General features: G+C 72.9%; 18 protein-coding genes. 10 read left to right on the forward strand and 8 right to left on the reverse strand.

What is annotated here, in order from left to right:
• The 6 genes from OHA21_RS13930 (at window position 1) to sigJ (ending at window position 4,417) form a co-directional block, all read left to right on the forward strand.
• Window positions 1-942, forward strand: coding sequence for a tyrosine-type recombinase/integrase (locus OHA21_RS13930; protein WP_328473973.1), 942 nt, complete (start codon window positions 1-3; stop codon window positions 940-942).
• Window positions 943-998: 56 nt separating this feature from the next.
• Complete coding sequence (locus OHA21_RS13935; RefSeq protein ID WP_328473975.1) at window positions 999-1,835, forward strand: undecaprenyl-diphosphate phosphatase; 837 nt, start codon at window positions 999-1,001, stop codon at window positions 1,833-1,835.
• Between the two features lie 77 nt (window positions 1,836-1,912).
• Complete coding sequence (locus OHA21_RS13940) at window positions 1,913-2,491, forward strand: DUF3626 domain-containing protein (protein WP_328473977.1); 579 nt, start codon at window positions 1,913-1,915, stop codon at window positions 2,489-2,491.
• Window positions 2,481-2,876 carry an NUDIX hydrolase gene (locus OHA21_RS13945; RefSeq protein ID WP_328473979.1) on the forward strand — a complete coding sequence of 132 codons (396 nt, stop codon included), beginning with the start codon at window positions 2,481-2,483 and terminating at the stop codon, window positions 2,874-2,876. Before OHA21_RS13940 ends, OHA21_RS13945 begins: the two co-directional genes overlap by 11 nt.
• 97 nt (window positions 2,877-2,973) lie before the next feature.
• Window positions 2,974-3,447 (forward strand): carboxymuconolactone decarboxylase family protein, encoded by a 474-nt coding sequence (locus tag OHA21_RS13950; RefSeq protein ID WP_328473981.1) that lies wholly within the window; start codon window positions 2,974-2,976, stop codon window positions 3,445-3,447.
• Between the two features lie 64 nt (window positions 3,448-3,511).
• Window positions 3,512-4,417: an RNA polymerase sigma factor SigJ gene (sigJ, locus tag OHA21_RS13955; RefSeq protein WP_328473983.1), complete on the forward strand. Its 906-nt coding sequence runs from the start codon at window positions 3,512-3,514 to the stop codon at window positions 4,415-4,417.
• On the opposite strand, the gene OHA21_RS13960 is transcribed toward sigJ, so the two are convergent.
• Window positions 4,392-4,919: an RBBP9/YdeN family alpha/beta hydrolase gene (locus OHA21_RS13960; RefSeq protein ID WP_328473984.1), complete on the reverse strand. Its 528-nt coding sequence runs from the start codon at window positions 4,917-4,919 to the stop codon at window positions 4,392-4,394. The two genes, sigJ and OHA21_RS13960, sit on opposite strands and share 26 nt — an antisense overlap.
• 63 nt (window positions 4,920-4,982) lie before the next feature.
• Between OHA21_RS13960 and OHA21_RS13965 the strand changes: the two genes are divergently transcribed.
• Complete coding sequence (locus OHA21_RS13965; protein WP_328473986.1) at window positions 4,983-5,207, forward strand: hypothetical protein; 225 nt, start codon at window positions 4,983-4,985, stop codon at window positions 5,205-5,207.
• Here OHA21_RS13965 and ppk2 read toward each other — a convergent pair whose 3' ends face one another.
• From ppk2 to OHA21_RS14000, 7 genes are all read right to left on the reverse strand, one after another.
• Window positions 5,208-5,996 carry a polyphosphate kinase 2 gene (ppk2, locus tag OHA21_RS13970; protein ID WP_328473988.1) on the reverse strand — a complete coding sequence of 263 codons (789 nt, stop codon included), beginning with the start codon at window positions 5,994-5,996 and terminating at the stop codon, window positions 5,208-5,210. It abuts the gene before it with no gap.
• A 553-nt stretch (window positions 5,997-6,549) separates the two neighbouring features.
• Window positions 6,550-6,993: a hypothetical protein gene (locus OHA21_RS13975; RefSeq protein WP_328473990.1), complete on the reverse strand. Its 444-nt coding sequence runs from the start codon at window positions 6,991-6,993 to the stop codon at window positions 6,550-6,552.
• Window positions 6,990-7,352, reverse strand: a complete 363-nt coding sequence (locus OHA21_RS13980) for a GntR family transcriptional regulator (RefSeq protein ID WP_328473992.1) — start codon at window positions 7,350-7,352, stop codon at window positions 6,990-6,992. Before OHA21_RS13980 ends, OHA21_RS13975 begins: the two co-directional genes overlap by 4 nt.
• Window positions 7,352-8,728, reverse strand: coding sequence for an MFS transporter (locus tag OHA21_RS13985; protein WP_328473994.1), 1,377 nt, complete (start codon window positions 8,726-8,728; stop codon window positions 7,352-7,354). The genes OHA21_RS13980 and OHA21_RS13985 overlap by 1 nt, the downstream gene beginning before the upstream one ends.
• A gap of 71 nt (window positions 8,729-8,799) precedes the next feature.
• The gene (locus OHA21_RS13990) at window positions 8,800-9,249 is read right to left on the reverse strand and encodes a hypothetical protein (protein WP_328473997.1); all 450 of its coding nucleotides are present in this window, start codon (window positions 9,247-9,249) and stop codon (window positions 8,800-8,802) included.
• On the reverse strand, window positions 9,246-11,039 hold the full coding sequence (locus tag OHA21_RS13995) for a dynamin family protein (RefSeq protein ID WP_328473999.1): 1,794 nt from the start codon (window positions 11,037-11,039) through the stop codon (window positions 9,246-9,248). The genes OHA21_RS13990 and OHA21_RS13995 overlap by 4 nt, the downstream gene beginning before the upstream one ends.
• Window positions 11,036-12,505 (reverse strand): dynamin family protein, encoded by a 1,470-nt coding sequence (locus OHA21_RS14000; RefSeq protein ID WP_328474001.1) that lies wholly within the window; start codon window positions 12,503-12,505, stop codon window positions 11,036-11,038. The genes OHA21_RS13995 and OHA21_RS14000 overlap by 4 nt, the downstream gene beginning before the upstream one ends.
• Window positions 12,506-12,727: 222 nt before the next feature.
• Here OHA21_RS14000 and OHA21_RS14005 point away from each other — a divergent pair, with 222 nt between their 5' ends.
• The 3 genes from OHA21_RS14005 to OHA21_RS14015 are packed head-to-tail and all read left to right on the forward strand — an operon-like array spanning window position 12,728 to window position 16,856.
• Entirely contained in the window at window positions 12,728-15,526 is a 2,799-nt protein-coding gene (locus OHA21_RS14005; protein WP_328474003.1) for a LuxR C-terminal-related transcriptional regulator, read from the forward strand.
• The gene (locus tag OHA21_RS14010; RefSeq protein ID WP_328474005.1) at window positions 15,523-16,056 is read left to right on the forward strand and encodes a LuxR family transcriptional regulator; all 534 of its coding nucleotides are present in this window, start codon (window positions 15,523-15,525) and stop codon (window positions 16,054-16,056) included. The genes OHA21_RS14005 and OHA21_RS14010 overlap by 4 nt, the downstream gene beginning before the upstream one ends.
• Window positions 16,053-16,856: an aldo/keto reductase gene (locus OHA21_RS14015; RefSeq protein WP_328474007.1), complete on the forward strand. Its 804-nt coding sequence runs from the start codon at window positions 16,053-16,055 to the stop codon at window positions 16,854-16,856. Before OHA21_RS14010 ends, OHA21_RS14015 begins: the two co-directional genes overlap by 4 nt.
• Window position 16,857 lies beyond the last annotated feature (1 nt).

Here is a 16,857-nt window from a genome sequence, read left to right on the forward strand (position 1 = left end):
ATGTCCCTGCTTCCACACGTCGCCCGCGAGCTGGCCGCCGGCGGTTCGGCGGAACAGTTCACCGAGGCGTGGCTGGCGAACCGGCGGCTTTCCGAGCACACCCGGGCGGCGTACCGGCGTGATGTGCAGTCGTGGCTGGCCTGGTGCGCGCAGCGGCAGGTCGATCCGCTGCGGGCGTCGTTTCTGGACGTGAACGCGTACGCCCGCGGTTTGGAGGCCCGGCCGCTGGCCCCGGCGTCGGTGGCCCGCAAGCTGTCCGGCGTCTCCAGTTGGTACGACTTCCTGGTCAAACTGCAGGCCGTCACCGCGAACCCGGTGGTCGCCGCCGACCGGCCGTACGTGTCCCGCGACCATTCCTCGACGGTCGGGCTGACCCCGGCCGAGGTCGACGACCTGCTGGCCGCCGCGCAACGGGCCACCGGTCCGGCCGCGGTCCGCAACAACGCCATGCTGATCCTGCTGGCCGACCTGGGTCTGCGCGTCGGTGAGCTGGTCAGCCTGGACATGGCCGACGTGGGGTGGGAGCGCGGGCACCGTACCGTGCGGTTCGTCGGCAAGGGCGGCCGTCCGCGGCGCCGGGCCCTGACCCCTGGCGCAGCCGCGGCCCTGGACGAATATCTGCGGGTGCGCGGCGTGAACGAGGGGCCGCTGTTCCTGACCGCGACCGGTGGACGCACCGACCGGCATGCGATCTTCCGGCTGGTCCGGCGGCTGGCGCGCGAGGCCGGCATCGACGCCGCCGACCGGTTGTCGCCGCACTCGCTGCGGCACTCGTTCGCCACCACCGCCCGCGCCGAGGGTGTGCCGCTGGAAGACGTGCAGGACGCCATGGGGCACGCCGATCCGCGCACCACACGCCGTTACGACCGTGACCGTCACAACCTGGACCGTGACCCGGCGTACACGATCGCGGCGGCCCGTGCCCGGCGTAACAGCGCCTGATCCGTCCCCCTATGCTCACAGGCTGGCTAGGGAAAGCGGGCACAGTGGCTACGGAAATGACCATCGTCGAAGCGGTGATCCTCGGGGCGGTCGAGGGCATCACCGAGTTCCTCCCGGTGTCCAGCACCGGTCACCTGACGATCCTGGAGAAGCTGTTCGGGCACACCATCGACGACCCGGACATCACCGCGTTCACGGTGATCATCCAGTCGGGTGCGGTTCTGGCCACCATCCTGTTCCTGCGCCACGACATCGCCCGGGTGGTGCCGGCGTTCTTCCGCGGCCTGTTCGACAAGGGCCTGCGTGATCACCCCGACTTCAAGTTCGGCTGGGCGGTGCTGCTCGGCTCGATGCCGATCGTGTTCGCCGCGCTGCTGTTCAAGGATCAGATCGAGACGACGCTGCGCAGCCTGTGGTTCGTGGCCGGCGCGCTGATCCTCTGGAGTGGTGTGATGGCGTTCGCCGACCACGCCGCCACCCAGGTCCGTCACGAGAAGGACGTGACCTGGAAGGACACCATCGTCATCGGCGTCGTGCAGTGCATGGCGCTGATCCCGGGCATCTCCCGCTCGGGCGCCACCATGTCGGCCGGTCTGCTGCGCGACTTCGACCGGGTGACCGTCACCAAGCTGTCGTTCTTCCTGTCCATCCCGGCACTGACCGGCGCCTCGCTGCTGCAGGGCATCGGCGAGGCCGACCGGATCGCCAACGGGGTCGGCTGGGTCAACACCGCCGTGGCCACGGTGGTCAGTTTCGTGGTCGCCTACGCGTCGGTGAACTGGCTGCTCAAGTTCGTGGCGAAGCACTCGTACAGCATCTTCATCTATTACCGGCTGGCGCTGGGCACGCTGCTGCTGGTCCTGCTGGCGACCAACACGATCGAGGCCAAGTGACCGATCCCGCGGAACGAGCGCTCGCCTTTGTGCGGGCGCTTTTTCCGTCTCCGGGCGGGTTTCCGCCGGGAGTCGCGGTGACGGTCAACTTCCATCCGGACCGGCTGGTCGCCGACGGCCGCACGGTCGCACAATGCCTGGCTGACGACGGCGTGTACCGCAGCCAGTTCGAGACCCGGATCTCCAACGGCGGGCTGACCGCCTATCCGGTCGGGGACCGCGACCGGTGGGAGCACCGGATGTTCGGCGGCGCCTACACCGGCACGGCGGCCACGTTCGGGGCGCTCTGGCAGGCGTTGTCGGAGCAGGTCGCGCGTACCGGGACGGCCCTCGGCGTCAGCGCCGCCTCGCCGCAGGCCTGGATCGAGGCGCTGGCCACCCGCCGCGCCGCCGGCCGCATCGGCCGTGCCCTCGACGACTACGTCGAGGCCCAGATCCATGGCGGGCTCACGGTGAGCAGGCACGTCGCGGCCGTCGTCGCCGACCGCTACCGGACACCGATCCTGGACGCTGCGGTGATCGGCCGGGCCGCTCGCGACGTGGTGCGCGCCCCGCACGAGTGGTCCCGGTTCGACGACCCGCTCCAGCTGATCAAGTACCTGTGGCACATCCTCGTCCTGCGCGGCGAACCCCGGGAGCCCGCCCATGATCATTGACAAGGTCGCCTGGGTCCGGCTCGACGACGGCACCGTGCTGAGTACCCGGTCACGCGGCAAGGACGTCTACTACCTGCCGGGCGGCAAACGCGAACCCGGCGAGACCGACCTGGACACCCTGGTCCGGGAGATCCGCGAGGAGCTCAGCGTCGACATCGTCGCGGCCACCGCCCGGCATCTCGGCACCTTCCATGCCCCGGCCCACGGGCACCCGGACGGTGTCACCGTGCAGATGACCTGCTACACCGCCGACTACCGGGGTGACCTGCGCGCCGACCACGAGATCGAGGAGATCGTCCGGCTGACCTTCGCCGACCGGGACCACGTCTCCCCGGTGGACCGGGTGATCTTCGACTTCCTGAGCCGGGCCGGCCTGCTTCGCTGACGAGATGTGGCTCACATCCGGGCGGTGTCACGTTGCGGCGGGACCGGGTGTCTTAGAAGGGCGTACCCACCGACAACCACCGGTAAGGAGCGCCACCATGCAAGCACGGCTGAACTTCTTCGCTGACCCGACCGCTCTCAAGGCGATCAAACACCTGACCGCCGCCGGCCGGGTGCTCGCCGAGTCCACGCTGCCGCTGGCCACCCAGGAGCTGGTGCGGCTGCGGGCCAGCCAGATCAACGGCTGCGCCTTCTGCACCGACATGCACACCAAGGAGGCTGTGGCTGCCGGCGAGACCCAGCTGCGGCTGAACATGGTCGCCACCTGGCGGGAGGCCACCGTGTTCACCGACGCCGAGCGGGCCGCCCTGGCGCTGGCCGAGCAGGGCACCCGGGTCGCCGACGCGGCCCCCGGCGTCAGCGACGACGCCTGGGCGAACGCGGCGAAATACTACGACGACGAGCAACTCGCCGCGCTGGTCACCGGGATCGCGCTGATCAACGCGTTCAACCGGCTCAACGTGATGGTCCAGCAGCCGGGCGGCGACTACCGGGTCGGCCAGTTCGCCTGACGCCCGAGCCCTGCCGTGCCGGGCCGCCCCGGCACGGCAGGCGGACGAACGAGAGGACGGGCGCATGTCCGATTCCACCGGCTACCGGCCGCTGCTGTTCTCGATCGCCTACGGCATGACGGGGTCGGTCGGTGACGCCGAGGACATCGTGCAGGACGCGTTCCTCGGCGAGACGAAGGCCCGGCAGGCGGGCACGACGATCACCGACCGCAAGGCGTACCTGACCACCTCGGTGACCCGGCTCGGCATCAACTATCTGCGCTCGGCCCGGGTGAAGCGGGAGACGTACGTGGGCAACTGGCTGCCCGAACCGGTCGTGGTGCCCGCCGACGGCCCCGGCCCGGCCGAACACGCCGAGCTGTCCGACTCGCTGTCGATGGCGTTCCTGGTGCTGCTCGAAGCGTTGTCTCCGGTCGAGCGGGCGGTGTTCATGCTGCACGAGGTGTTCGGCTACAGCCACGCCGAGACCGCAGCGGTGGTCGGCAAGTCGGAGGTGAACTGCCGGCAGATCTTCGCCCGGGCCCGGCAACGGCTCGCGGCGGGCCGGCCGGCGCCCGGTCCGGCCCGGCGGGCCGAGAGCGACGAGCTGGCCCGCCGGTTCTTCGACGCGGTCACCGGCGGCGACCTGGACGCGCTGCTCGGCACCCTGGCACCCGACGTGGTGTCCTACGGTGACGGCGGCGGCAAGGCCCCCGCGCTGGCCACCCCGCTGGCCGGGCGCGAGCAGGTCGGGCTGTTCCTGCACCAGCTGTTCCGCCGGATCGCGCAGGCCGGCGGCACTCTGCACCCGTCGCTGGTGAACAACCGGCCGGGCGCGGTGCTGCACGACGCCGCCGGCCGGGTGATCAGCGTGCTGGAGCTCGACATCGCCGACGGCGCGGTCCGGACCATCCACGGCGTGATCAACCCGGACAAGCTCGGTCACCTCGGACCGCTCGCGGATCTCAGCCGGGGATTGCCTCGTCCTTGATCAGGGCGTCGACCAGGCGTTCCCCGGCCGGCCACGGCCCGAACCCGGTCTTCGAGTCGAGGTGGCCGACCGGGCCCGCGTCGTACAGTTCGGCGCCCCAGTCCCGGCCGATCGCCGCAGCCTGCTCGAACGTGGCGTTCGGGTCGTTGCGGCTGGCCACCACGACAGTCCGGAACGGCAGCCGGGTCCAGGTGACCTCCGGCCGGTCCAGGAACGGCGGGGTGACCATCAGCGCGGCCCGCACCGGCCCGGTGTGCTGCGCCGCCCAGAACGCGACGGTCAGGCAGCCGGCGCTGTGCGCGACCAGCACCGCCGGCTCGTCACTGGCCCGCAGCGCTTGGTCCAGGGCGGCGACCCGCTCGTCCGGCTCGTAGGGCGGCCCGGGCGGCTCCGGCGCCCAATGGACATCCGGGCGCTGCGCTTGCCACTGCACCGACCAGTGCCCGGGCAACGGCTTGCCCCGCCCCGGCACCAGCAACACTCTCGCCGCCGTCGAAGTCATGCCCGTCAACGTATGTTTGGCGTCGCGGCGGCGCGGGAAGGCGCGCCCGATGATGCGACCCCGATGTTGCCTGTCGCCGTGACCGGCCGCCGGACCTGGCCGGCCGACCCCGACGAGGTCCGTGACATCCTGCGCGACCAACTGGGCCCGGCCTGGCTGGTCACCTACACCGGCAGCACCGGCCGGTTCCGCGCCGAACGCGACCATGCCTCCGGGCACACCACGGTGGAGGCCGCCGACCCGGACGCGGTCTGTGCCGTGGTCGACGCCTACTTCGACCGGGAATGATCAGAGCGCGGCCGCGTGGTCCGGCACCTCGGTCTGCTTCTCGCGTGGCATGCGCTGATACCCCGTACTCTTCGGGCGTTTCGGCAGTTTGATCTCCGGCTGTTTCACCTCGGTGTACGGCAGCGTGGACAGCAGGTGCGCGATCATGTTGATCCGGGCGCGGCGTTTGTCCTCGGCATCCACCACATACCACGGCGCCTCGGTGATGTCGGTGTGGCCGAACATCTCGTCCTTGGCCTGCGAATACTGCTCCCAGCGGCTGATCGACTCGACGTCCATCGGCGACAGCTTCCAGCGCCGCATCGGATCCTTGAGCCGGTCGCGGAACCGCCGCTCCTGCTCCTTGTCGCTCACCGAGAACCAATACTTACGCAGCAGAATCCCGTCCTCCACGAGCAGCCGCTCGAAGATCGGGCACTGGTGCAGGAACCGCTGATACTCCTGCTCGGTGCAGAACTTCATGACCCGCTCGACGCCGGCCCGGTTGTACCAGCTGCGGTCGAACAGCACGATCTCCCCGGCCGATGGCAGATGCTCCACATAGCGCTGGAAATACCACCGCGTGCGCTGCCGGTCGGTCGGCGCCGGCAACGCGACGATCCGCGCGACCCGCGGATTCAGAAACTCGGTCACCCGTTTGATCGCGCCGCCCTTGCCGGCCGCGTCGCGCCCCTCGAAGAGCACGACGACGCGCTCCCCGGAAGCCCTCACCCACTCCTGAACCTTGACCAGCTCCAGCTGGAGCCGCACCAGCTCCGTCTCATACAGCTCGCGATCAAGCTTGGCCACGGCGACCTCCCGGCTAGGAAAACCACCCTAGCTGCCGCCACCGACACTTTTCACCGCCGACTTCAAGATTCGGGGTACGGGCGATGCCCGTCCCGCCGAACCCTGCCCGTCCCGCCGCACGACGCGGCCACCAGCCACTCCAGCCCTCAGCGCGCCCGCCGGGAAATGTGCGGTGGTCCAGCGACGGCCGTCCCCCGCCCACCCCCGGCTGACACCCAGCGTCGCTTCCCGGCGGTCGAGACAGCACTGGCCGTCAGCCAACCCTTCCCGGCTGACTCCCACCGCTGCCTCCCAGCCCGGGATACAACCGTGGCGGTCAGCCGACGTGCTTGGCTGACCGCCAGCGCTGCCTCGACGGCCCGGAAGCAACGCTGGTGGTCAGCCGGGCGTGCGTGGCTGACGGCCAGCGCTGCCTCGACGGCCCGGAACCGACGCTGGGGGTCAGCCGGGGTGCTGGTTTACAGGCGGTCTTCCAGGGCGGCTTTGACCAGGGCGAGGGCGGTGGCGGCCGGGATGCCGAGGGCGCGGGTGCGTACGTCATGGCTGCCGGCGTTCAGCCGTCGTCGTTGTGGGCCTTGGTGAGCAGCCGGTGCTGGATCGCGTGGCGTCGCGCGTCCTGGGCGTCGTGCCAGTCCCGCCAGGACGGGCGGTCGGCGGGGCCGGCGGTCACCAGCAGGTCGTACGGCGCATAGTCGTTGTAGTCCTTCTCCAGCGTGTACCCGGCAGCGGTGAGGATCTCGGCCATCGCGTCCCGCATGGCATCGCTGACCGCGCCGTGAAACCGCGCGCCCGGGCCGCCCCTCTGCAACCGGGAGTATTCGTGCATGCCCACGGTCATCAGCGCGTAGTGGACCCGCCAGCCGACGACGACACCGCTGTCGTCGGGCTGCACGGTCGCGCCGGCCGAGGTCATGCTGCTGTACTCGACCGGCAGCACGGGCAGGCCGGCGGCGCCGAGATCCTCGCGGATCAGCATGGCCAGAACGTCGAAGTTCACAGGCGGTCTTCCAGGGCGGCTTTGACCAGGGCGAGGGCGGTGTCGGCCGGGATGCCGAGGGCGCGGGTGCGTTCGGCGTACGTCATGGCTGCCTGTTGGGCCTGCCGGGACGTGCCGGCCGCGCGGGAGGTGATCACCGTGCCCGCGCGGCCGCGGGTTTCCACCAGGCCGGCCTGTTCCAGCTCGCGGTATGCGCGGGCGACCGTGTTGACCGCCAGGCCGAGGTCGCCGGCGAGCTGGCGTACCGGGGGCAGTTTGGTGCCCGCGGCGAGCGAGCCGGCGGCGGCGAGCTCGGCGATGCGCAGCCGGACCTGCTCGTAGGGTGGCGTCGCCGAGTCCGCGTCGATCGTGATGTCCACTAGATGAGCTTCGGCGGTGTGTTGCCGACCGCCTGGATGGCGCGCCGCAGCGGCACGAAGGCGAGCAGCACGCCGCCGACGAGGAAGAAGACCATCAGGGAGATGATGCCGGTCCGGTAGCTGTTGGTGACCTGGAAGATCAGGCCGAAGAACAGCGGGCCGAGCCAGCTGGTGCCCTTGTCGCTGATCTCGTAGAAGCCGTAGTACTCGCCCTCTTTGCCGGCCGGGATGAGCTGCGAGAACAGGCTGCGCGACAGGGCCTGGCTGCCGCCCATGACCAGGCCGATGCCGGCGCCGAGCAGCATGAACGGCAGCGGTTCGCCTTCCGGCAGCCAGTAGGCGGCGGTGACCACGCCCAGCCACAGGGCCAGCGACAGCAGGATCGTCTTGCGGGCGCCGATCTTGTTGGCCAGCGCGCCGAGCAGCAGCGCGCCGCCGAAGGCGAGGAACTGCACGATCAGGATGGTCAGGATCAGCGTGGACTGTTCGAGCTTGAGTTCCTCGGTGCCGAACTGGCTGGCCAGCGCGATGACGGTCTGGATGCCGTCGTTGTAGATCAGGTACGCGCCGAGGAAGAACAGCGTCAACGGGTACGCCCGCATCCCCTTGATGGTGTGCCCGAGCTGCTTGAACCCGTCGGTGAGCACGTTGCCGCGCGCCTTGCCGGACTCGACGCTGGGGTGCTCGCGCAGCCACAGCAGCGGCACGGTGGTGAACGCCGCCCACCACAGGCCGGCCGACACGATCGACCAGCGGGCGATGTCCAGGGTGCGCTGCGGGTTGCCTTCCTCCGACAGCGACATCACGGCGATCAGGTTGAGCAGCAGCAGCACACCGCCGCCGAGGTAGCCGGCGGCCCACCCGCGGCTGGAGATCTTGTCGCGTTCGTCGGGCCCGGCCAGCTGCGGCAGGAACGAGTTGTAGACGACCACCGCCGCGCCGAACGCGATGTTGGCGATCAGGAACAGGAAGCCGCCGAGCAGGTAGCGGTCGCCGGTGACGAAGACCATGCTGACGGTGGCGGCGGCGCCGATGAACGCGGCCCCGGCCAGCAGCGGCTTCTTGCGCGGCGCGCGGTCGGCGACGGCGCCCATGACCGGCAGCACGAAGACGGTGAGCAGCACCGACAGCGACACCAGGTAGGCGAAGTAGGAGCCGGCGGCGACGGTGATGCCGAACGGCCGGACCACCCCGTCGCAGTCGTCGGCGTCGATCGCGCAGCCGGCGGCCAGCTCGGTCACGGTGGTCAGGAACGGCCCCAGGAACACGGTGATCACCGTGGTGGAGAAGGCCGACATCGCCCAGTCGTAGAAGTACCAGCCGGTGCGTTCGCGCCGGCCGGCGGGAACGGGGGTGGGGGTGCCGGTCACGGCCATCGATCGCGCTCCAGTTTGTTAAAGGTGCGCGCACATGATGCCACCCGCCGACCGCTTACGGGAGACACGGATCACTGTTCACCGGGTGTCCACCACCGGGCCAGGGCGCTGGTGGCGGGATCCTCGTCGGCGGCGAGCACGGTCCACGGGTCGGCGCCCTCGGGAAGATCCACTCCGGCGTACGCGGCGAGCTCGTCGGCACGTACCGCTTCGACCGGGGCGCTGAACCCGGACGGGTCGGCGGCGCCGAGGGTGCCGGGGTCGATCCACGGGAAGCCGTCGACGGGTTCGGGCAGCTCACCGACGTCCAGTGACGGCGGGAACACGGTGTCGTCGACGGCGACCGGCTCCGGGTCGGCGACGTCGGCGATCTCGGGGAAGTCCGGCTCGTCCCACGGTGTGTCGTCCTGCAGGTCCGCTTCAACCGAGGTGTCCGGAATGTCGGGTTGGTCGAACTCCGGCTGCTCGACTTCCGGCAGGTCGTCGTCGAAGTCGAAGTCGTCGTCCCAGTGGTCGGTCATGCGTACCTCTCCCGGTCGTCCTCGATCGGTGTGGGGGTCAGGGCGCGCGCCCGCAGCAGCGCCTCGTCGGCCTGCCGCAGCCGGGTGACCGCGGCGTCGTACTCCTGCTGGGCTGCGGCCCGGCGTTTCGCCCGCCCGGCGGCGTCCTCGGCGGCTGCCGCGTCGATCTCGGCGATGTGGGCGTCGAGTTCGCGCAGCCGCCGTTCGATGGCGTCGTCGAGGGCGACCGACAGCGCGTACTGCAGGTCGGTGAACCGGGTGCTGATCTCGTCGGTCAGGGCGGCGCGGGCTTCGGCGAGCACGTCACGCAGCCAGCTCTGCGCCTGCCGGCGGTCGTTGTGCACGCGCCGGCGGTACAGCACGTAGCCGCCGGCGGCCAGGCCGAGCGCGACCCCGGCGACCGGGATCAGCAGTCCGGCGCCGGCGATGCCGAGCGCGGACATGCCCAGCGTGGCGCCGCGGCCGGCGACCAGGGCGATGCCGCCGGCGGACAGCGCGATCAGCATGTTGTCGCTGGTGCCGCGGGGCGGGCCGGCGGCCAGGGCGTGCCGGATGGTGGCGCTGAGCCGGGTCAGGGTGGCGGCGAGCCTTTCCGGGTCGAACGCCTCGGCCAGCACCCGCTGGGCGATGTCGTGGTACGCCGTCTCGAGCCGCTGCGACAGGTCGGCGGCCACGGCCTGCAGGTGGGTGTCGACGTCGTCGGGCAGCGCGGCGAGTTCATCGGTGCTGGCCTTGTCGATGCGGGCGGCGAGCTGGTGCTGCACGTCGCCGATGCGGGTGCGCAGGTAGCCGACGGTCTCCACCCGGGCCCGCTGGATCTCGGTGCCTAGCCGCAGCGTCCACTGCCGCGACTCGGTGCGCTTACGCCCGGCCAGGGCGGCACGTTCGGCCCGCGCCTCCGCCTGCTTCTGCGGGTCGGCGGCCGAGGCCTGCACGCGGGCTTCGGCGGCGTCGCGCAGCCGGGCCAGGTCACCGCGGGCGGCGCGCAGCACGTTGGCCAGGCGCAGCTGGTGGCCGCGGCCGGCGAGTTCGACCAGGGCGTGCTGCAGCCCGGCGATCCGCGACTCCTCGGCCAGCGCGTCGCGGGCGCCGTCGGGGCCGGACAGGGCGAGTTCGGCGAGGCGGGCGGAGACCGGGAACCAGGGTGCGGCGGCGAAGCGGGGCGCGTGCGCCTGCAGCAGGGCCCGGTTGTCCTCGGCGATGGTCCGCCACTGCGGAAACGCGTCGATCTTGGTGAGGGCGAAGACGACGGCGTCGACGCGTTCGGTGGCGGCGGCCAAAAAGTCCAGTTCGGGCTGGGACAGCGGGGCGGAGGCGTCGGCGACGAACAGCAGGGCGGTGGCCCGCCGGACCGCGTCCAGCGCGATGGCGGCGTGCGCCGGGTCCAGGCCGCCGGCGCCGGGGGTGTCGAGCAGGCTCAGGTAGCGCAGCAGCGGCGCGGGGTGGGTGACCTCGATGCGCCGGGCCCGCGGGTGCCGCAGGTCGTCGATCTGCACGGTGTCGCCGCCGGGCAGCCAGGCCGTCGCGGTGAACTCGTCGCCGGGCTGGAACTGCAGGTACGCGGTGGTGGCCACGGTGACGTCGACCGGGGACAGCCCGGGGACGCCGAGCAGGGCGTTGATCAGGGAGCTCTTGCCGCGTTTGGTCTCCCCGACGATCACGATGCCGGGCCGCACGACGTGGTCGCGGCGCAGTTCGGCCAGGTCGGCGGCGGCGTCGGGGTCGGCGGTGCGCAGGTAGGACAGGGTGTCGCGGACGGCGGTGTCCAGCTGGACGGTCAGGTCGGTCACCGGCGCACCTCCTGCGCTAGGAGGTGGAAGCCGCGGTGCGCGACGTGGGCGATGCGGGCCTGGGCGGGGCCGGCGCCGTCCACCGCGTACGCCCGCCACCGCCCGGCCGCGCTGATCGCGGCCGCCGCCAGTTCGCCCGCGTCGGCCTCGGGCAGCTCCAGGATCCAGCGCGGGTCGTCGGAGGTGGCCAGCCGGATCAGTTCGCGTTCCCAGTCGGCCGGCAGCGGCACGCTGCCGCTGGCCGCGCGCTGGGCGGCGTCGAGCAACCGCAGCCGGTGGTAGGCGGGGTCGCGCAGGGTGTTCTCCAAGGCGTCGCGGATGGTCTGCCGGGCCTGCGGGTCGTTGCTGTAGCCGGCGAGCCGTTCCAGCCGGGTCAGCGCCCACCCGGCCTTGATCGCGTCGCAGCGCCAGCGGAAGGTGCGGTCCACGGTGTCGCGCAGCCGCTCGAACCCGGACGCGGCGAGCAGCCGCCGCACCAGCTCGCCGGTGCCGAGCCGCGGTTCGGCGGCCAGCTGGGCGCAGGCGAAGCCGATGCCGTACAGATCGAGGCGGGTCAGCAGCCGGTCGCGCTGTTCGGCGCTGACCGGGGCGGGCCGGTTGCGGAACAGGTCGGCGGAGGCCAGCAGCAGGGTCAATTCCGCGGCGGGCAGCGTGGCCAGCTTGGCGAGCGCGTCACGGTCGGCAGCGGTCAACCGGCCGGCCTCGGCGGTCTCGGCCAGCAGTGCGGCCACCGGCACCACATCGCCGACGGTACGCGTGAGCAGCCGCGCCTGCTGCTGAGCGAGGGGCCCGGCCACCGGCCACGGGTCGCCGGCCCCGCCGGTCAGCGTGTCCACCTTGCCGAGCACGCCGATCGCGTTGATCGGGCTGGTCGCCAACCGGGCCGACGCGGCGTGGAAGGCTTCCAGGGCGCGCAGGTCGTCGGCCCGTACCGCCTGGGTGAACACGTACATGACCGCTTCGGCGGCGGTGATCTCCCCGGCCGAGTCGGCGTCGATCCCGACGGCCTCCTCGGCGCGGGCGCTGCCGGCGATGTCGGTGGAGGCCAGCCCGGGCGTGTCGACGACGGTCAGGTCCCGCAGCCGGTCGCTGGTCAGGGTGACGTCGACGTAGGCGACCCGGGCGGCGGGCACCCCGAGCCGGGCCGGGACCATGCCGTCGTCGTCCAGCGGGAGGCTGCGCCGTTCGCCCTCGCGGGTGATCACGTCGATGCGGTCGGCGGGCCCGTAACGGAACCGGGTGACCACGCGGGTGCACTCGCCGGCCGCGGTAGGGGCGACGCGACGGCCGATCAGGGCGTTGACTAGTGTCGACTTTCCGGCTTTCAGGCGACCTGCGATCGCGACCCGTAACGGATCGTGTAGACGGTCACCGATCTGTCGTACCTGGCCACCAGCATCGGAGGAGATCTTCGTGACGATCTCGTGACAGAGCGTCGCGACGCCGGTGGTGAGGGGGCCGCTCACCACGACTCGTCAGGTGCGCACAAAGTCGGCGACAATGTGCGTACCGCGGCTGACGTCGTCACGAGGAGGGCCTTTCCGTCGCAGCAGTGGCAGGCCGGAACCGCCTGCCCGCAGCACAGCCTACGGACGCCGGGGTCGCGGCCGGATCCCGTGTTCGTGCCAGTGAGGTTCGGCCCCGGCAGGTGAGGGGCTGGGGTCCAACAGGGTGAGGGAGGAGCGCCGGTGCCGGACGAGCCCGAGTCAGCCGCCCACGCGGCGCTGCGCCAAGGGCCCGCGCTCATCGTCCTGACCGGCCCACCCGGCAGCGGCCGCAGCACCCTGCTGCGCCGGGTCGCCGCCTCGGTGCCCGGCCCCACCCACCTCGGTGGCGGTCTGGCCATGCTCTCCAGTGTTCCCGCGCTGGCCCTGTCCCGGGCCGTGCGCGCCCGGCTGCCCGCCGACGACGTGCACCTGCTCGCCGAAGCGGTCCGGTCCCGGGTCCGCGGCGGCCTGCTGGTCATCGACGACCTGCAGCACGCCGATCCGGCCACGGTCGCGGCGCTGCCCCATCTGGCCCGCACGTGCCGGGTGCTGGTCGCTTTGCGTACCCCGCATCGCCTTGCCGACCCTGCGGTGGCCGCCCTGCGCGCTGCCGCGACCGCCTGGCTCGCGGTGCCCCCGCTGGACCCGGCGGCCGCCCGCGCGCTGGCCCGGCAGAGCGCCGCCCGCCTCGACGACGCCCAGCTCAACGCGGTGATCGTCCGCGCCGGCGGCAACCCCTTGGCGATCATCGCGCTGGCCCGGCAGGCAGCCACCGGTCGCGCTCCGGTGGGCGAGGACATAGACCAGGTGGCGTACGCGATAGCCACCGCCCTGGCCGACCTGCCCCGCCCGGCCCGCACCGCCCTGGCCGCGCTCGGCCTGCTCGGCCGCCCCGCCCCGGCCGCCCTGCTGGGCACCGGCGCCGCCGAACTGCTGGCCACCGGCCTGGTCACCGCCGAACCGGGCGGCGACCTGCTGCCGGTGTCGGCCTACGTCGCCGAGACCGCCGCGGGCCTGCTGGACGCGGCCGCCCGCACCGACCTGCACACCCGCCTGGCCCAGCTGACCCCACCCGCGGAAGCCGCCCGCCACCTGGCCGCCGCCGGCGACACCGCGGCGGCCTACCGCACCGCGCTGGCCGCCGCCGACCGCGCCACCGGCGGCGAACGTGCCGCGCTGCTGCTGTTCGCCAGCGGCCTGGACGTCCCGGTCGACCCGCGGGTGCGGCTGGCCGCAGCCGACGCCGCGCTCGGGGCCGGCCGCCCTCAGGACGCCGCGGACGTGCTGCGCCCGCTGGCCGCCGCGCTCGCAGCCTCCGCCTCACACCCCGGGGCCTCCGGCTTTTCTTCCGGCTCGGCCGATCCCGCGGTGTGGTCTCCGCTCGCCGGCGCGGCCCCACCTGGCCCGGCTGATCCTTCGGCGCGTGCGGGTGCGGCTCTGCCGACCCGGCCCAACCGCCGCGATGCCGGGCCGGCGTCGGCGGTCGGGTCCGAGGCGCCTGCTGCGGCGGCGCCGCTGGTGCTGGAGGCCGCGGTGCTGCGCGGCGAGGCGTTGCTGCAGGCCGGTGACCCGGCTGCCGCCCGCGAGGCGGTGCGTCCGGTGCCGGATGCTGCTGCCGCAACGGTGGTGGCCGGCCGGGACCGGGTGCTGCTGCTGGCGGCGCTGGCCACCGAGCCGATGGCGGCCCGCGACCTGGCCGACAAGATCGCTGTGCGGCATCCGGATCCGCCGGTCGGCATCGCGGCCGCGCTCGCCGCGGTCCGGGCCGCCCACCGGCTGCCCGGCTGGGACACCGCTCTGGCCGCGGCCGCCGAGCCCGGCGGCGACCCGCTGATCATCCGGTGGAGTGCCTGGCTGCTCGTGGAACATCTGGCCGCCGACGGCCGACTGCTCGACTCGGCACGCGCGGCCCTGCGGGCGGCCGAGACCAGCGGGGCCGCGCTCGCCTACGGCTGGCAGACCCGCTTCCTGGCGGCGGCGGACTGGGCGCTCGCCCTGCACGGCCACCACCTGGACCTGCCACCCACCGCCCCACCCGGTCAGGAACCCGCAGCCGGCGTGCACGGTCAGCCGGATTTCGGGGCGCTCACCCCGGGCACGCCACCAGCCGACGGGCCTGCACCGCAGGTGCCGGAGCCGGCCGCTGCTGAGCCGCTGCCCGCCGATCTGGCCTGGGAGGGCGCCGAAGGGGTGCTGCGCCGGGTGTCGAACCTGACCGACCGGACGCTGCCGGCCGAAGCGCGGGCCTATGCGACTGCGGCCACCGCGCTGATCGAGGCGGACACCGGGTTGCTGGCCGCGGCGCGGACCCGGCTGGACGGGGTGCCCGCGCACCCGGCGCCGGCGTGGGTGGCGCGGGAGGCGGCCTGGCTGGACGGGCAGCCGGACCGGGCGGCGAGGAGCACGCAGGACACCGGTACCGGGCTGCTGGCCGGGCTTCACGCGATCACCGCGCAGTGGGCGGCGCTCGATCTGGGCGTACCCGGCTCGGCGGTGATTCCGGTGGGTTTGCCGGGTCCGGCCCGGCGCACGCTGACGGCCTGGGCGGTCGGGTCGGGGTTCGGGGCGGCGGCCGGCGGCTGGCAGCCGGTCGCGTTGCGCGAGCAGGTGCGCTGCCTGATCGCGGCGGGGCTGACCGAACCGGACCGCGAGCGTGCGGTGGCCGCTCTGCTGCAGGCCGAGCAGTTGGCCGACCGGGCCGGGCTGGCTGTGCTCGCCGGGCGGGCCCGCCGCGGGTTGCGCCGGCATCAGGTGCAGCGCGACCGGCGCAGCCCGCGTTCCGGTGGCCGGCTCACCCAGCGCGAGACCGACGTGTTGCGGCTGGTCGCGGCCGGCGAGCCGACCCGCCGGATCGCCGGGCAGCTGGGCATTTCCGCGGAGACCGTGGACACCCACATCCGGTCGAGCATGCGCAAGCTCGGTGCGCGTACCCGTACCGAGGCCGCGGCCCTTGCCTTCGCCCCCGATCCCTACGACAGCAGCGAGGAAGGTCGCCGGTGACAAGACAGCCCGACGCTCCACGCCACGTAGTGGCCACCTCGGCGGAGGCCGAGACGGTTCTGCGCCGCCTTGCTCGCGAGGGTTGGACGGCACGGTCGGGGTTCGCCCTGCCGGACCCGTCCTGGGACGTCGGCGCCGCCCGGCTGGTGCTGCACGGCCGCATCGCCGACGACGACACCGAGACCGCGCAGCTGGCGGTCCTCGCGGCGGCCCGCGGCGCCGGGGTGGTGGCGATCTGTGACACCGATTCGGCGGCCGGGCGGGCACTCGTCGACGACCTGGGGCGGATCGGCCCGGTGCACCGCGGGATCGACGGTTCCGACATCATCGCCAATCTGATCCCGGAGCAGCGGGCCCTGCTGGACCGGCTCGCCGCCGGGGACACCATCGCGGCGGCCGCGGCCGCCGAGTTCCTTTCCCTGCGTACGGCGAACCGGCGCATCGCCGAGGCCCGGGCCATGTTCGGGGTCCGCACGACGCGCGAGGCGGTCCTGGCCTACCTGCGGCAACGTCAGCGGCAGCCGGAGTGAACGACTTCCTGATCGGCGGGGTGCGCCGGGTGGGCCGGCTCGGGTTCGGGGCGATGCACCTGCCCACCGCGCCCGGCGAGCAGCGGGACAACGCGATCGCGGTGGCCCGCCGGGCGGTCGAGCTGGGTGTCACCCTGATCGACACCGCCCACCTGTACGGGTGGGGCGCCAACGAGGAGCTGCTCGCCGAGGCCCTGTACCCGTATCCGCCGCAGCTGCTGCTGGCCACCAAGGTCGGGGTCGCCCCGCCCGGCGAGCTGTGCGGGCGCCCGGATTTCCTGCGCGGCCAGGTCGACGAGGCGCTGCGCCGGCTGCGCACCGACCGCATCGAGCTGATGCAGCTGCACCGCGTCGACCCGCAGGTGCCGCTCGCCGACCAGGTCGGCGCCCTGCGTGAGCTCCGCGACGCCGGCAAGATCGCCCATATCGGGTTGTCCGAGGTGAGCGTCGCGCAGCTCACCGAGGCCCGCGGCATCGTCGAGATCGCGAGTGTGCAGAACCGCTACAACCTGCAGTTCCGCGAGTACGAGCCGGTCCTGGCCGCCTGCGCCGAGGCCGGGATCGCGTTCCTGCCGTGGCGCCCGGTGCTGCCCGCGGTCACCGCCGACGGCCCGGTCGCCGCAGTGGCCGCCGCGACCGGCGCGACCGGCGCGCAGGTGGCGCTGGCCTGGTTGCTGGCCCGTTCCCCGGTGATGCTGCCGATTCCCGGCACCGCCTCCCTGGACCATCTGGCCGAGAACGTCGCCGCCGCCGGCCTGCGGCTCACCGCCGACCAGCTCGCGCTGCTGGACGCGGGGTAGT

The organism is Actinoplanes sp. NBC_00393 (genome assembly GCF_036053395.1).
Lineage (GTDB): Bacteria > Actinomycetota > Actinomycetes > Mycobacteriales > Micromonosporaceae > Actinoplanes.

Excerpts from the sequence above, each read along its gene's own strand:
- OHA21_RS13945 (WP_328473979.1), top strand. The coding sequence starts at position 2,481 with ATGATCATTGACAAGGTCGCCTGGGTCCGGCTCGACGACGGCACCGTG.
- OHA21_RS13930 (WP_328473973.1), top strand. The coding sequence starts at position 1 with ATGTCCCTGCTTCCACACGTCGCCCGCGAGCTGGCCGCCGGCGGTTCG.
- OHA21_RS13960 (WP_328473984.1), bottom strand. The coding sequence starts at position 4,919 with ATGACTTCGACGGCGGCGAGAGTGTTGCTGGTGCCGGGGCGGGGCAAG.
- OHA21_RS13965 (WP_328473986.1), top strand. The coding sequence starts at position 4,983 with ATGTTGCCTGTCGCCGTGACCGGCCGCCGGACCTGGCCGGCCGACCCC.
- OHA21_RS13950 (WP_328473981.1), top strand. The coding sequence starts at position 2,974 with ATGCAAGCACGGCTGAACTTCTTCGCTGACCCGACCGCTCTCAAGGCG.
- OHA21_RS13935 (WP_328473975.1), top strand. The coding sequence starts at position 999 with ATGACCATCGTCGAAGCGGTGATCCTCGGGGCGGTCGAGGGCATCACC.
- sigJ (WP_328473983.1), top strand. The coding sequence starts at position 3,512 with ATGTCCGATTCCACCGGCTACCGGCCGCTGCTGTTCTCGATCGCCTAC.
- OHA21_RS13990 (WP_328473997.1), bottom strand. The coding sequence starts at position 9,249 with ATGACCGACCACTGGGACGACGACTTCGACTTCGACGACGACCTGCCG.
- OHA21_RS13985 (WP_328473994.1), bottom strand. The coding sequence starts at position 8,728 with ATGGCCGTGACCGGCACCCCCACCCCCGTTCCCGCCGGCCGGCGCGAA.